11 protein-coding genes are annotated in these 13,928 nt (G+C 73.0%); 5 read left to right on the top strand and 6 right to left on the bottom strand.

All coding sequences use genetic code 11. The annotated features are described in order from the left end of the window. Positions 1-106: 106 nt before the first annotated feature. A complete protein-coding gene (locus ACFOW4_RS05220) occupies positions 107-970 on the top strand; it encodes an endonuclease/exonuclease/phosphatase family protein (protein ID WP_377525008.1) in 864 nt (287 codons plus the stop codon). 42 nt (positions 971-1,012) lie between these two features. Here ACFOW4_RS05220 and ACFOW4_RS05215 read toward each other — a convergent pair whose 3' ends face one another. The 4 genes from ACFOW4_RS05215 to ACFOW4_RS05200 form a co-directional block, all read right to left on the bottom strand. After that, positions 1,013-1,852, bottom strand: coding sequence for an amino acid ABC transporter ATP-binding protein (locus ACFOW4_RS05215; RefSeq protein ID WP_377525006.1), 840 nt, complete (start codon positions 1,850-1,852; stop codon positions 1,013-1,015). A gap of 5 nt (positions 1,853-1,857) precedes the next feature. Then, positions 1,858-2,652 (bottom strand): amino acid ABC transporter permease, encoded by a 795-nt coding sequence (locus tag ACFOW4_RS05210; protein WP_377525004.1) that lies wholly within the window; start codon positions 2,650-2,652, stop codon positions 1,858-1,860. Between the two features lie 79 nt (positions 2,653-2,731). Continuing rightward, the gene (locus ACFOW4_RS05205) at positions 2,732-3,550 is read right to left on the bottom strand and encodes a basic amino acid ABC transporter substrate-binding protein (protein ID WP_377525002.1); all 819 of its coding nucleotides are present in this window, start codon (positions 3,548-3,550) and stop codon (positions 2,732-2,734) included. Between the two features lie 232 nt (positions 3,551-3,782). Then, positions 3,783-6,971: a S8 family serine peptidase gene (locus ACFOW4_RS05200; RefSeq protein ID WP_377525000.1), complete on the bottom strand. Its 3,189-nt coding sequence runs from the start codon at positions 6,969-6,971 to the stop codon at positions 3,783-3,785. 182 nt (positions 6,972-7,153) lie between these two features. On the opposite strand from ACFOW4_RS05200, the gene ACFOW4_RS05195 reads away from it, so the two are divergent. Together ACFOW4_RS05195 and ACFOW4_RS05190 are read left to right on the top strand one after the other, a co-directional pair. Further along, the gene (locus ACFOW4_RS05195; protein WP_377524999.1) at positions 7,154-7,690 is read left to right on the top strand and encodes a SigE family RNA polymerase sigma factor; all 537 of its coding nucleotides are present in this window, start codon (positions 7,154-7,156) and stop codon (positions 7,688-7,690) included. Further along, positions 7,683-8,393, top strand: a complete 711-nt coding sequence (locus ACFOW4_RS05190) for an RICIN domain-containing protein (protein ID WP_377524996.1) — start codon at positions 7,683-7,685, stop codon at positions 8,391-8,393. Before ACFOW4_RS05195 ends, ACFOW4_RS05190 begins: the two co-directional genes overlap by 8 nt. Positions 8,394-8,397: 4 nt before the next feature. Here the strand turns inward: ACFOW4_RS05190 and ACFOW4_RS05185 are convergent, their stop codons facing one another. Continuing rightward, on the bottom strand, positions 8,398-11,193 hold the full coding sequence (locus ACFOW4_RS05185; RefSeq protein ID WP_377524995.1) for a DEAD/DEAH box helicase: 2,796 nt from the start codon (positions 11,191-11,193) through the stop codon (positions 8,398-8,400). Positions 11,194-11,279: 86 nt separating this feature from the next. On the opposite strand from ACFOW4_RS05185, the gene ACFOW4_RS05180 reads away from it, so the two are divergent. Both ACFOW4_RS05180 and ACFOW4_RS05175 read left to right on the top strand, forming a co-directional pair. After that, on the top strand, positions 11,280-12,050 hold the full coding sequence (locus ACFOW4_RS05180) for an HAD family hydrolase (protein WP_377524993.1): 771 nt from the start codon (positions 11,280-11,282) through the stop codon (positions 12,048-12,050). Positions 12,051-12,133: 83 nt separating this feature from the next. Then, on the top strand, positions 12,134-13,048 hold the full coding sequence (locus ACFOW4_RS05175) for a DMT family transporter (RefSeq protein ID WP_377524992.1): 915 nt from the start codon (positions 12,134-12,136) through the stop codon (positions 13,046-13,048). On the opposite strand, the gene ACFOW4_RS05170 is transcribed toward ACFOW4_RS05175, so the two are convergent. Next, complete coding sequence (locus tag ACFOW4_RS05170) at positions 13,011-13,928, bottom strand: diacylglycerol kinase family protein (protein WP_377524990.1); 918 nt, start codon at positions 13,926-13,928, stop codon at positions 13,011-13,013. The two genes, ACFOW4_RS05175 and ACFOW4_RS05170, sit on opposite strands and share 38 nt — an antisense overlap.

The raw sequence follows: 13,928 nt of genomic DNA, 5'->3' as shown, positions 1-13,928 counted from the left end.
CGGGTGGCCCGTGGGCGGTAGTGAGCGTGGCCCCTCGACACGTGGCCGGCAGTAGACTCGCGGGCACCCCCGGCGAAGACCATCGCCTCCCCCACCCGGAGTCCGCGTGGCTGATCGTCCGTATCGACGTCTGCGCCGAGTGCTGGCGGTCGTGTGTCTGGTCGCCGCCGCCGGGTTGCCGGCCGGGTCGTCGGTGGCCGACGCCACCGGCCCCACGACCGTGCGGGCGCTCCAGCTCAACCTCTGCAACAGCGGCCGCGCGGGCTGCTACACGGGCCGATCGGTCACCGAGGCCGCCGTCCTGATCAGCGCCGAGGTGCCCGACCTGGTCACCCTCAACGAGATCTGCCAGGACGACGTGGCCGCGTTGGAGCCCGCGTTCGCGGTCGTCCACCGCGGCGGCGCCGTCGTGTCCGCCTTCGCGGCCGCCGGTGACCGCCCCACCGGCGATGTCACCCGGTGTCGCGACGGCCAGCCGTACGGCATCGGGTTACTGGCCCGCCTTCCGGCGCCGCACGCGGGGCACACGGTGCGAAGCGGGATCCACCCGACGCAGGACGTCACCGACCCCGAGGAACGAGCCTGGCTCTGCGTCCACGTCCCCGGGGCGCTGCACGCCTGCACCACCCACCTGGCGGCCACCAGCGCCACCGTCGCGCTCGCCCAATGCGGTCACCTGCTCGACACGGTCGTACCGGCGATCCGCAGGAGCACCGGGTACGCGCCGACCGTGCTGATCGGCGACCTCAACCTCCGGCACGGCGGCGCCCCCGACGTCCAGTCCTGCGTGCCGCCGGGCTACCTGCGCGATGACGACGGCGCGCTGCAACACATCATCGCGACAACCGACGTCACGATCTGTTGCAGCAGGCCGGTGGACCTGCGCGGGGCGACGGACCATCCAGGGCTCGTAGCCACCCTCACGATCGACGGCGGACGGGCCGACTCGACCGTCACCGCGCTGCGCTGAAACCGCCCCCGCGCCACCTCGCGCTGTGGCCGCGGGAGGCGGTCACAGGTTGTGGCGCTCGTCGACCGGCAGGCGAGGCGGCTCCGGCGGCTCGGGAGACTGGTCGGGCTGACCGAGCTGCGCGACATGGGTCGGGTCGAGGACCCGCGAGAGGAACGAGCGGGTCCGTTCGTGCTGCGGCGCACCGAGCACCTCCTGCGGCGGCCCCTGCTCGACCACCACGCCGCCGTCCATGAAGACGACCCGGTCGGCGACGTCCCGGGCGAACGCCATCTCGTGGGTGACCACCATCATCGTCATGCCGTCCTCGGCCAGCTTGCGCATGACAGTGAGCACGTCGCCGACCAGTTCCGGATCGAGGGCGGAGGTCGGCTCGTCGAAGAGCATCAGCTTGGGCTCCATCGACAGCGACCGGGCGATCGCCGCCCGCTGCTGCTGCCCGCCGGAGAGCTGCGCCGGGAACGCCCCGGCCTTGTCGGTCAGGCCGACCCGCTCCAGGTTGTCCCGCGCGATCCGCTCGGCCTCGCCACGGCCGCGGCGGAGCACCCGACGCTGGGCGATGGTGAGGTTGTCCAGCACGGTCAGGTGCGGGAAGAGGTTGAACGACTGGAACACCATGCCGATGCCGCGGCGCACGGAGTCGATCTCGACGTCCGGGTCGGTCATCTCGATGCCGTCCACCCAGATCTTGCCGGCGGTCGGCTCCTCCAGCAGGTTGACGCACCGCAGCAGAGTCGACTTGCCGGACCCGGAGGGCCCGATCACACAGACCACCTCACCCTGGCCGACCTCGAAGTCGATGCCCTTGAGCACTTCGAGCGACCCGAACGACTTGTGCAGGTCGCGGATCTCGACGGCGGGGCGGGATGGAATCGTCGTCATGTGGGTCACCGAGCCTTGGCGTAGCGGAGTTCGAGGCGTCGTACCACCTGGGACAGGGGCAGGGTGATCGCCAGGTAGGCGAGGCCGGCCACCAGCAGCGGGGTGGCGTTCACCCGGTCGTTCAGCGTGTCCCGGCCGAACTTGGTGACCTCGATGGTCTGCGCCGTCACGCCCAGCACGTAGGCGAGCGACGAGTCCTTGGTGAGCAGGATGAGTTCGTTCGTCAGCGGCGGGATCACGATCCGGAACGCCTGCGGGATGACGATGGTGCGCATCGCGGTGAAGTGCGACATGCCGAGGGTGCGCGCCGCCTCCATCTGCCCCTTCGGCACGGCCTGGATGCCGGCCCGGATGGTCTCGGCCATGTACGCCGCGGCGGTCAAACCGAGACCGATCGCGATCGAACCGAACACGCCGCCCGGGATCTCCCGCTCCGGGAAGGCGATGGGAATGCCGTACCCGACGAGGAAGAGCACCAGCAGCGCCGGCAGGCCCCGGAACAGCTCGATGTACGCCGTCGCCACCCAACGGTACGGAGCCACCCGGGACAGCCGCATCAGCGCGAGGATGGTGCCGAACACGAGGCCGAAGGCGAACGCGCCCAACGTGTAGAGGATCGTGTTGCGCAGCGCCACGGTGATGATCGTCGGGAACATCGACTTGATGATGTCGACCCGGAAGAAGGCCTCTCTCAACCTGTCCCAGTCCGCGGCGAAGATCACCACGGCGATGATGGCGATGAAGGCCAGGTACTGGAGCCAGAGGGACAGCCGCTCTCGCTGGCGACGTCGCAGCTTCACGGTTCGAGACGCTCCTTGCTACGCGAGTATGCCTACGCGGAGGGCGCGCGAGGAGCGCGCCCTCCGGTCACGATGTCGATCAGGCGTTCGGCAGCTTGCCGATCCACTTCTCGTAGATCTTGTCGTACGTGCCGTCCTGCTTGGCCTTGGCCAGCGCCTCGTTGATCTTCTTGAGCAGTTCCGGGTTGCCGTCCTTCTTCACCGAGAACCCGTACTGCTCACCGGTGTCGAACTCGGCCGCGACCACGAAGCCGCCCGGGTTCTCCTTGAGGTACTCGGTCCAGACCGGCAGGTCGTTGATGGCGGCCTCCACCTGGCCGTTGGAGACGGCCTGCTGCAGGGCGGCGAGATCCTCGAACTCGACGAGCTGGAGGCCCTTCTCCTTCTCGAACTTCCGGGCGTAGTCGCGGCCCGTGGTCGCCGCCTGGACGCCGAGCTTCTTGCCCTTGAGGTCGTCGAGCGACTTGTACGGCTTGCCGGTCTTGATCAACATCGCCTGGGTCGCGTCGAAGTACGGATCGGAGAAGTTCATCACCTTCTGCCGCTCCTCGGTGATCGTCATGCCGGCGGCCGCCGCGTCGCACTTGCCGGTGTTCAGGTCCTGGCCGGACTTGATCCCCTCGAACGGCGTGTCGACGATCGTCTGCTCGACGCCCAGCTCCTTGGCGACCAGGTCCATCACGTCGACGTCGAACCCGACCACCTTGCCGCTGTCATCCTTCGACTGGAACGGCGCGTACGGCAGGTGGGTGCAGACGGTCAGCTTGCCCGCCTGGACCAGCTTGACCCCGCTCGCCTGGACCTCGCTGTCATCCTTCTTGGCGCATCCCGCGCTCAACGACAGGGCGGCGATCGCCACGACGAGGCCGGCCTTGCGGGCTGCGCTGTGGAACCTCACGGCTGTGTCCCTCCGGTTCGGCTCCCCGTGTGCGGGCAGCCAGGTTGGTGCAAGACGGTGTGACAGGCGACGGTACCTGATTCGACGACCCGTACCTAGATCACATCTTGGTCGTTGGGCCGGTGCAACGACCGTCACGGTCGGTGAACCCGGCACCGGGCCAGCAACCGGACGACAAGCGGCCCCCGTGGTCCGGGGCGGCGCGTGCCGCCGCCCCGGACCCGGCCGTGGTTCAGGCGATCCGGTAGGCCCGCTGGATCGTCTGCGTCACCGTGTTGCCGGCAGTGTCGGTGGCGGTCAGTCGCAGCGACACGAAGCCGGGCTGCCGCGGGTGGGTGATGCGGGCGACGCCCCGGACGACCGGCAACGCCGCCCACGTCCGGCCGTCGTCGAACGACGCGGAGACGCCGAGCGTCCGCCCCGGCGCGGCGTCCGAGCCCGCCTGCCGGTCCAGCGCCACGGGGATGGTCATCGTCCGGCCCGCCGGGGCCGTGTTGGTGTCGTCGAGCGCGGGCATCGGCCGGGCGGTCGTCAGGGGCAGCCGTTGCGGGGTCGACGTGTGCGCCGAGCTGAAGGTCCAGGCCACCGAGACCGACGTGGACAGGGTGTCCGGAGCGCCGCGGGTGAGAGTCGCCTCCAGGCGGTAGTCGGCCTTCTCAGCGGGCACCGGGAATTCCGCCCACGGGCTGTCCGAGGTGGCGATCTCCGTGCCGTCGCGCAACAGCCGGACGTGGACCGGCAGGTCGTCGCGGCCCGCGGGACGGCCGGTCGAATCGCCCAACAGCGGCAGCGAAGCGATCGAGATGGTGTCGCCGTCGCGGCCCGCGTACCCCAGTGGCGCCAGGGCCGGCGCCCCGCCCACCGTGGGCCCGAAGGGCGCCGCGTTCCAGGTCTGGGTGTACGTGCGGCCCGGCTGGAAGGTCGACTCCTGCGTGGTGAGGTTGTCGCCCTCGATGAACGTGGAGGTCCAGATGATTCCACCGTCGGTGTTGTAGTACTCGGTGGCATGGAACGGCAGGTCGAACGACGCGCTCGACCCGATCGGGCCCCCGTTGGGCGATGCCGCGCGGTGGAAGCGGACGGCGGTCGCGGCGGTCGACTGGCTCCGGTAGGTCGCCTCGACGGTGGCCAGGTTCTTCGGCGAGAGCTTCCTGGTCAGACCCGTGAACATGTCGCCCTGCGCGACGTACGCGAGGTCGTAGGTGTAGGGGCTGTTCCGGAAGCTGCGATCCGGGCCGGGTCGGGCGAGCCCGATGCCCAGCATCGCGGTGAACTCGGGGGCGGCGACCGCGGGCCCGATCCGGCCGAAGAAGACGTCGGTGAACGACACCCCGCTGAGCTGGATGCCGGGGTAGCGCAGGCCGTCGTTCCAGTTCGCGCTCACGTTGATCGCCAGGGGCGCGGCGTCGGGCTGCGGCACGGTCAGCGCGACCGGCCGGGCCGTGCGGGCGTCGACCGCCTCGGTGACCGGGCCGCGTACGTCCAGGACCGGCTGCACGAGCAGGGTCGACGCGTCGCCCTCGTGGATGGTGCTGTAGAGCGCGTAGCGGTCCTTGGGCAGCCGCAGGGTGCCACCGCCCGGCTGCCCGGTCAGGCTGTAGAACTCGCCGGTGCTCAGGCTCGCCGCCGTGGTTTCGTACTCCGTGGCCGGCTTGCCGTCACGCCCGGTGTGGTCGAGCCGGATGTCGTAGCTCTCGATCTCCCGGTTGAGCGCGAACGGCGTCCGTACCCGCAGGTCGCCGGTGCCGGTGGCGGTCAACGCGCCGTGGTACACGCCGTCGGTGGCGTCCACCCGCGTGTCCACGGTGATCGTCGCCTCGGCGCGTCCACCGGCCGGCACCACCAGGGTGGTCGGGCTGACCGTGATCATGCCGGGCGGGGTCGGACCGACGGCCAGCGTCAGGGTGACCGGTGCCGTGCCGACGTTGCGGTAGCCGACGACCTGGGTGGTGGGGGTGTCGTCGGCATGCGGCCAGCGCTGTACCGGGAAGTCGATGGCGCCGATGTCGGCGATGACCGGCTGGGCCACCGCGCGGCCGATGTCGAGCCGGCCGGCGCCCTGCTCATAGCGACTGGGGTCGCCGGCCGGCTTGGCCGAGTCCATCAGCGCCGCCTTGAGCTGCGGGCCGGACCAGTCCGGGTGCTGTCCGGCGAGGATCGCTGCCGAGCCGGCCACGTGCGGGGTCGCCATCGAGGTGCCGGACAGGGTGGCGTAGCCGCCGCCGGGAGCCGCCGCCTCGATGTCGACGCCCGGCGCGCTGATCTCCGGCTTGATGTGGTTGTCGCCGAGGCGGGGACCCCGGCTGGAGAAGTACGCCCGCTCGTCGTCGGCGTCGACCGCGGCGACGGCGAGGGCGTCGTCGGCGGTGGCCGGCGAGGAGACCGACTTCGGCTTGCCCTCGTTGCCGGCGGCGACCACGAAGAGCGTGCCGTACCGGTGGCTGAGCTCCTGGACCGCCGTCTCCAACGGGTCGAGACCCGGCGTGTCGGTGCCGCCCACGCTCAGGTTGACAACCCGGACCTGCGGGGCCGCCCACTGCATCGCGGTGATGATGTCCGAGTCCTGGCATTCGTAGGTGGCGCAGACCTTGCCGACGAGCAGCTTCGCGCCCGGCGCCACGCCGCGGTACCTGCCGCCGGAGGCGGCGCCGCTGCCCATGATGGTCGACGCCACGTGGGTGCCGTGGCCGACGTCGTCCCCGGGGTTGTCGCCGCCGGTGAAGTCCCGGACCTCGGTGAGGTGTCCGGCGAAGTCGGGGTGGTTGGCGTCGATGCCGGTGTCGAGCACACCGACGGTGACGCCGGTGCCGTCGAAGCCGGCCTGCCAGGCCGCCGGGGCGCCGATCTGCGGCACGCTGTGGTCCAGGGAGATCCGTCGCTTGCCGTCGAGCCAGACGTGGGTGATCCCGGCGGCGAGGGTGCGCTGCGACGTCGTGCCACGGGTCAGCGACGACCAGAGCTCGGCCCGGTCGTCCAGGCCGGCCCGCACGGCCAGCGCGTGGGCGGCGGGCAGGTCGGACCGCACCCGGGCCGCCCCGTCGGTGGCGGACCGCGCCTGCGCCGCCTTGTTCTCCGGGTACGCGACGAGCAGCGGCAGCTCTCCCGCCCGGTCGTCGTAGCCGAACTCGCCGAGGGCGGTGAGGTCGAACAGCCGCCGATCGAGCATCCCGTCGCGCAGCAACGGCAGCGCGTCCACGGGCACGACGTACTGGTGGCCGCCCTCCCGGCTGCTCACGAAGCGCATGGCCGCCCGCCCCGGTCCCCGCTGGATCTGCGGGTGACCGCCCGCGTCCAGCGACACCCGGTCCCCGGTGACCAGGGTGAAGGTGCCGCGCGGCCCGGAGGCCGTCGGCGCCGGCTTGTCCCGCGCGTCCGCCGGAGGAGCCGTCAGGCCCACCGCGACCAGCGCTGTCGCGAGCACTCCGGCCGTCAGGGCGCGTCGTTGCCGTCGTCGCACATCGTCCTCTCCGCCACGGGCCTCTCCCGGGGACGGCACGATGACGCCTGACCCGGTCGCCGGGTTGATCATTGGCGGTGTGACGCTCACCACAATCAAGCACCGCGCCGATGCGGCCCGGTGTCCCTGCCGGGTTGCATTCGCCCGTGACCACGGGACCAGGCATCGGAGGGCTCCGCTCAGATGCGTACGACGAGGAGTTCGACGCCCTCTACGCCGCCTGTGCCGGACGGATCGTGGGTCACGTCTACATGTTGACCGGCAACCGGAGCGAGGCGGAGGACGCCGTCGCCGAGGCGTTCATGCGGGCCTGGCAGCGCTGGCCGACGGTGCGGGAGGCGGACAGCCCTGAGGCGTGGGTCCGCCGGGTCGCCTCCCGAACCGCGGTGAGCAGTTGGCGCAAGACGTTCAACCGGATACGCGCACACCATCGGGCCGCCGTGGACCGCAGCGTGCCCGGGCTCAACGAGGACCATGTCGCCCTGCTGCAGGCGCTGCAACGGCTCAGCGCCAACCAGCGCCGTGCCGTCGTGCTGCACCACCTGAACGACCTCAGCGTCGCCGAGGTGGCAGCCGAGATGCAGGCGCCCGTCGGGACCGTCAAGACGTACCTCGCCCGCGGTCGGAGAGCGATGGCCGCCCTGCTCGCCGAGACGCACCAGGAGGGGGCCTCCCATGGCTGACCCGCGCGACGACCTCAGGACCATCGCCGACGGAGTCCGGCGAGTCACGACGTTGCCCACTGCGCAGTCGTTGCGCCACCGCAGCGACAAGCGCCGGCGGCGCCGGACCGTCGCCACGGCCGCGGGGCTGGCCGTGCTGGCGGTGACCGCCGGCACCACCCTGGCGCGGGCGCGGGACCACGTCGAGACACCGGAGCGGGTTGTCGGCCCGGCGGCCGGGGTTCCGTCGTCGATCGACGTGCCCGCCACCCCCTCGGCGGGACCGCGGGAGATCCTCGGCGGCCGGCGGCAGGTGCTGATCGTGCTGCCCGGCGCGGCCGGGGCCGCGTTGGCGATCGGCCCCGACGACGACCGGGTGCGGGCCACCACCGAGCGGACCAGCGACGACCGGCGGCTGTGGGTCCTGCACCCCGAGGGGAACAGCTACCGGATCATGTCGGCCACGCCGGGCGGGGCCGGCCCGGTCTGCATGACCGTCGTGCACGACGCCGCGCCGGGCAGCGTCCGCGCCCGGGTGTGCGACCCCGCCGCGCAGAGCCAGCTCTTCCGGATCGATCGGGTCGCCGACGGCAGCTACTCGATCTTCCAGGGCAGGCGTTACGTCCAGGTGGTCGACGGCAGCAACGCCCTAGTCCCCGACCTACCCGAGGCCCTGACCACCACGTACGCGTTCGAGGACCGCGGGCCGGCCGCCGGGAGGTGAACGATCAGCCGGTGGTGTGGTACGACAGCACGCCCCGGTTGATCGCGCTGATCGCCTGCCGGGCGGTGGACCGCAGCTCGGCGGAGGCGCCGCCGGAGTCGGCCAGCTGACCGAGCAGGTCGACCACCTGCCGGGCCCAGCGCACGAAGTCACCGGCCGGCATCTCGCCGTCGATCTCGTGTCCGCTGCCGAGCACCTTGGCCAGGGCCTCACCCCGAGCCCAGCGGTACACCGGCCACGCGAAGCCGAGATCCGGCTCCCGGGTCACGGTCAGCCCGCGGGCCGCCTCGTCGGCCTCGATCTCACCCCACAGCTTCAGCGTCTCGTCCACCGCGTCGGCCACCGGCCCACGGGGCAGCGACGCCCGCTCGTCCACGTCCCGGCGCGCCTCGAAGACCACGACCGACACCGCGGCGGCCAGCTCGGCCGGGGAGAGCCCGTCCCAGACACCCCGGCGCAGGCACTCGGCGACCAACAGGTCGGCCTCGGTCCAGATCCGGCCGAGCATCCGCCCGGCGTCGGTGACCGTGCCGTCGGTGGTGAGGTAGCCCCGCTCGGTCAGCAGCGCCACGATCCGGTCGAAGGTGCGGGCGAGGGAGCCGGTGCGGCCGGAAACCCGCTGCCGCAGTTCCTCGGTGTCGCGTTCCAGCCGCCGGCGCCGCTCGGCCCAGCGGGCGTGCTCCTCCCGTTCCGGGCAGGCGTGGCACGGGTGGCGGCGCAGCTCGGAGCGGAGCTGGGTGAGCGAGTGGTCCTCGCCCACGGCCTGCCGCGAGCGCCCACCGCGGCGGCCGCCGTGCCGGTCCAGGCCCATGCCACTGACCTCGGCGGCGAGGTCCCGGCGGGCACCCGGCGAACGGTGGTTGAAGTGCTTGGGCACCCGGATGCGGGCCAGCACCTCGGCCGGGGTGGTGAAGTCGCCGGGGCTGACCCGCCCGGCCCACCGGTCCTGGGTGAGCACCAGCGGGCGCGGCTCGCCGAACCCGCCGGTCGCCGGGTCCAGCACGACCGCCAACCCGGCCCGCCGGCCCGAGGGCACCCGGATCACGTCGCCCACCCGCAGCCGCTCCAGCGACTCCACCGCCGCCGCCTTGCGCTGGGTCTGCCCCTGCTTGGCGATGGCCCGCTCCCGGTCGGCGATGGCCACCCGTAGCGCGAAGTACTCGTCGAAGTCGCCGTGGTGGCAGGCGGCCTCGGCGCCGTACGCCTCGATGGTCTCGGTGTTGCGCTGCACCTGCCGGGCCAGGCCGACCACCGACCGGTCCGCCTGGAACTGCGCGAACGACGACTCCAGCAGGGCTCGGGCCGGCTCCGCGCCGACCGTGCCGACGAGGTTCACCGCCATGTTGTACGAGGGCCGGAAGCTGGAGCGCAGCGGATAGGTGCGGGTGGAGGCCAGCCCGGCGACGTGCCGGGGGTCGGTCTCCGGGGACCACACCACCACGGCGTGCCCCTCCACGTCGATGCCCCGGCGGCCGGCCCGTCCGGTGAGCTGGGTGTACTCCCCCGGGGTCAGGTCGACGTGCGCCTCGCCGTTGTACTTGACCAGCCGTTCCAGCACCACGCAGCGGGCCGGCATGTTGATGCCCAGCGCCAGCGTCTCGGTGGCGAAGACCGCCTTGACCAGGCCGCGTACGAACAGCTCCTCGACGACCTCCTTGAACACCGGGAGCATGCCGGCGTGGTGGGCGGCGAGCCCGCGCTCCAACCCGTCGAGCCACTCCCAGTAGCCCAGCACGGTCAGGTCCTCGCCGGGAATCGCGGTGACCCGCGACTCGACCACCTGGCGGATCTCCGCGCGCTCCTCGGGCGAGGTGAGCCGCAGACCGGCGGCGAGGCACTGCTGTACGGCGGCGGCGCAGCCGGCCCGGCTGAAGATGAACAGGATCGCCGGCAGCAGCCCCTCGCGGTCCAGCCGGTCGACGATGTCCGGGCGCATCGGGCCCCGCCAGCGGGGGCCACGTCGACCGGCACCGGGGCCGGCGCTGCGCCCCTCGCCCAACTCCAGCCGGCGCATGGTGTCGCGGGTGTAGCGCAGCAGCTCCGGGTGCACGTCGTGCTTGCGGGCCGCGTCGGCGTCGTGGAACAGGTCGAACATCCGCTTGCCGACCAGCATGTGCTGCCACAGTGGCACCGGCCGGTGCTCGCTGACCACGACCGCCGTCTCGCCGCGCACGGTGACCAGCCAGTCGGCGAACTCTTCGGCGTTGGAGACCGTCGCGGACAGGGAGACCAGGGTGACCGAGGCTGGCAGGTGGATGATCACCTCTTCCCACACACCGCCACGGAAGCGGTCGGCGAGGTAGTGCACCTCGTCCATCACCACGTACGCCAGGCCCTCCAGAGTGCTGGAGCCGGCGTAGAGCATGTTGCGCAGCACCTCGGTGGTCATCACGATCACCGGCGCGTCGCCGTTGATCGCGTTGTCGCCGGTGAGCAGGCCGACCTGCTCGGCGCCGTACCGGTCGACCAGGTCGTGGTACTTCTGGTTGGACAGCGCCTTGATCGGCGTGGTGTAGAAGCACTTGCGCCGCGCCGGCGCCGCGCCGTCGGCAGCCGCCGGCTGGTCGGGCCGCCCGCGCAGCGCCAGGTGTACGGCGAACTCCCCGACCACGGTCTTGCCGGCACCGGTCGGGGCGCAGACCAGCACGCCGCTGCCGCGCTCCAAGGACTGGCACGCCTCCCGTTGGAAGTCGTCGAGATCGAATCCCAGGTCAAGGGCGAACTCGTCCAGCGCCGGGAACTGTGAGGCCTGCGCGGCCCGGCGGCGCGCCGCGGCGTACCGCTCGGCGGGGCTCGACATGCCTCCAAGATTAGTGCGTGCGGGGACACGGCACCCGACAAGGCCGTGCGACGGGACCGTCGGCGGCGGTCGGTAGGGTGCACGGCGTGCCGGACCATGCCGAACCGCCCCAGACCCGCACCGCGGGCAGCGCCGACGCCGCCGCTGCCCCGCGGGCGTCCCGCCGGCCCGTGAAGGCGGTGCTCTTCGACTTCCATGGCACCCTGGCCCAGGTCGAGGAGGCCCGGCAGTGGGTGCAGGAGGCCGCGGCGGCCTGCGGGGCCACCCTGGAGCGGGCCCGGGCCACCGCGCTGGCCGACCGGCTGCTCACCGCCGGTCGGGCCGGCGGACCGCTGCCGGCCCGGGTGCCGCCGCGGCTGGCCGAGCTGTGGTCCGACCGCGACCTGTACGAGCACGCCCACCGGGGTGCGTACACCGGGCTGGCCGAGACGGTCGACGCGGGCATCGAGGGGTTCGCCGACGCGCTCTACGAGCGCGTGCTGACCGCCAAGGGCTGGGTGCCGTACCCGGACACCGCGCCCACGCTGGCCGCGCTGCGCGAGGCGGGGGTGCGGGTGGCCGTGGTCAGCAACATCGGCTTCGACATCCGGCCGCACTTCGCGGCGTGGGGGCTGACCGAGCTGGTCGACGCGTTCGTGCTCTCCTACGAGGTGGGGCGCTGCAAGCCCGATCCGGGCATCTTCCTGCGCGCCTGCGGGATGCTCGGCGTCGACCCGGAGCAGACGCTGATGGTGGGCGACACACCAGCCGACGCCGGGGCGGTCGCCGCCGGCTGTGCCGTGCTGGTGCTGCCGGCCGCCGACCCGGGCCGGGACAACGGCCTCGGCGCCGTGCTCGACCTCGCCCTGCCCAGCTGACCCCCGCCGCATCCAGCGCGCCCGCCCATGCCTGGCCGGGCCGCATTTCCCTTCCAGCGGGCCCGCCGCATAGCGTCAGCGGGGTGACCGACACCCTGCTGCCCGACCAACCGGCACCCGGCGCGGCGCCGACCGACCGAGCAGGCGGCGGCGTCGCCGTGGGGCTGGTGCTCGGTGGGGCGCTGTCCGTGCACGTCGGCTCCGCCGTGGCCGCCCTGCTCTTCCCGCGTGCCGGGGTGGCCGGCGCGGTGACCCTGCGACTGGTGATCTCGGCGGTGCTGCTGCTCGTGGTGTGCCGACCCCGGGTGCGCGGGCACGACCGGGCGGCCTGGGTCGCGGTGGGCGCGTTCGGGCTCGCGCTGGCCGGCATGAACTCGGTGTTCTACCAGGCCATCGAGCGGATCCCCCTGGGCCCGGCGGTGACCCTGGAGGTGCTCGGCCCGCTGACCCTCTCGGTGCTCACCGCCCGGCGTGCGGCCAGCTGGTGCTGGGCCGGGCTGGCGCTGGCCGGGGTGGCGCTGCTCGGGCAGGGCGGCTTCGACCGGCTGAACCCGACCGGCGCGGCCCTCGCGCTCGCCGCGGGCGCCCTGTGGGCCGCGTACATCGTGCTCAGCGCCCGGGTCGGCGGGCGGTTCCCGGGCGCGGACGGGCTGGCGCTCGCGCTGACCCTCGCCGCCGTGCTCACCCTGCCCGCCGGCATCCTCGACGGCGGTCGCGTCCTGCTCGAACCCGGCGTGCTGGCGCTGGGCGCGGCCCTGGCGGTGCTCGCCTCCGGGCTGCCCTACACGCTGGAGCTGCTGGCGTTGCGCCGAATGCCCACCGCCACCTTCGCGGTGCTGATGAGCCTCGGCCCCGCCATCGCCGCCCTCGCCGGGTGGCTGGTGCTGGGGCAGGCGCTCACCGTGCTGGAGTGCCTGGCCATCGTCCTGGTCATCGTCGCCAGCATCGGGGCGGTCCGGGTCAGCGCAGCAGCCGCAGCGCGCCCGGCACGGCGGTGATCGTCACCGGCAGGTCCAGGGCCCGCTCGCCGTCGGCGTACGTGGTGATGCCCTCGGCGGTCAGCTCCACCGTCCGGGCCCGGTAGCTGGCCACCAGCGGGTGGGTCACGTGGGTGCCCTGGTAGATGCGCGGCTTGACCCGGATCAGGGTGCGCCGGTCGATCCGCCCGCCGACGACCACGTCGAGCAGCCCGTCGGTCGGGTCGGCGGCCGGGCAGATCCGCATCCCGCCGCCGTAGGTGGGGCAGTTGGCCACCGCCACCAGCACCGCGTCCAACTCGTGCGCCACGCCGTCCAGGCGCAGCGTGTAGCGGCGCGGCCGCAGCCGGGCCAGCTCGACCAGGATGGCCAGGTCGTAGCGGCGCGGGCCACGCGGCCAGCGCATCCGGTTGGCCCGCTCGTTGACGATCGCGTCGAACCCGGCGGCCAGCACCGCCCCGTACCAGCGGTCGACGCCGTCGGCGCCGCTCATCCGGGCGAGGTCGACAGCCCGGCTACGACCGGCGCGCAGCGCCTCGGCGATCACCTCGACCGCCCGCAGCGGATCGGCGGGGAAGCCGGTGTCCACGGCGAAGTCGTTGCCGGTGCCGGCGGGCACCGGCCCGAACGGCACGGTCGTGCCGGCGACGGCCTGCAACGCCCGGTGCACCGTGCCGTCCCCGCCGACCGCGACCAGCGCGCCGACGCCGTCGGCGACCGCGGCGTGGCAGGCCGCCTCGGCCTCGGCCGGACTGCTCGCCGTCAGGACCTGAACCCGCCGACCCGAGGTGGCCAGTCCCTCCAGCAGCCGGGGCAGCAGACCACGGTGGCGGCCACGGCCGGCCGTGGGGTTGGCGAGTACGGCCACGGGGCCGGGTTCGCCGCGATCATCTGCGGTCAC

Origin of the sequence: Micromonospora sp. GCM10011542 (assembly GCF_042650685.1) — a bacterium.
Lineage (GTDB): Bacteria > Actinomycetota > Actinomycetes > Mycobacteriales > Micromonosporaceae > Micromonospora.
The sequence above is the reverse complement of the archived record's forward strand: the minus strand, read 5'-3'. Positions and strand labels throughout refer to the sequence as shown.

Coding starts and splice junctions, on each gene's coding strand:
- ACFOW4_RS05215 (WP_377525006.1), bottom strand. CDS start 1,852: ATGACGACGATTCCATCCCGCCCCGCCGTCGAGATCCGCGACCTGCAC.
- ACFOW4_RS05190 (WP_377524996.1), top strand. CDS start 7,683: ATGGCTGACCCGCGCGACGACCTCAGGACCATCGCCGACGGAGTCCGG.
- ACFOW4_RS05185 (WP_377524995.1), bottom strand. CDS start 11,193: ATGTCGAGCCCCGCCGAGCGGTACGCCGCGGCGCGCCGCCGGGCCGCG.